The organism is Phormidesmis priestleyi ULC007, assembly GCF_003003695.1.
Taxonomy (GTDB): domain Bacteria; phylum Cyanobacteriota; class Cyanobacteriia; order Leptolyngbyales; family Leptolyngbyaceae; genus Phormidesmis_A; species Phormidesmis_A priestleyi_A.
In genome coordinates, this window is record NZ_PVWG01000165.1 from 1 (window position 1) to 534 (window position 534).

The 534-nt window shown below is 44.9% G+C and carries 1 protein-coding gene; it reads right to left on the reverse strand.

The features are described from left to right. Positions 1 to 450: 450 nt before the first annotated feature. Complete coding sequence (locus C7B65_RS29815; RefSeq protein WP_425320477.1) at positions 451 to 531, reverse strand: transposase; 81 nt, start codon at positions 529 to 531, stop codon at positions 451 to 453. Positions 532 to 534: the final 3 nt, after the last annotated feature.

Consider the following 534-nt stretch of genomic DNA (forward strand, 5'->3'; position numbering starts at 1 on the left):
ACTTCTATTAGATTGTCCAATTGAATGGCGAGGTTGGCACTGAGTATGAATACTCATCGCAAAGGTGGGATGCTCCCCCCCGACCCATCCTCAGTCGGCAAAATAAAATACATCACGGGCTGATGCTCCAGACTGCGGTTGAGATAATGTCCGTAAATCCGATGCTGCCACTCTTTGGATGCTAGATGTAGCGACCCGCAATCATAAATCATCAAACCCGCAATCATCGCGATTTTGAACCCACATTACTGCAACTATGCGGTCGCTCAAACTCGAATTAACTGCAACTAAACCCGAATTAATTGCAACTAACCCACAATCATCTGCTCAAACCCACATTATAGCGGTTTTCAGTTCAATTAAGTACAATAACAGCGGTAGGTAAACCACCCCTCAATATCTTTTAAGGTCACAGCCTTGAGGGCATCCGTAATTCCTTGATCTAGGGCTTCACGAGACCGAGCGTAAAAACGCTTTGACTTTCGACCAGCAGTTCTCAATCGGATTAAAGTCAGGAGAATAGGGTGACAAATA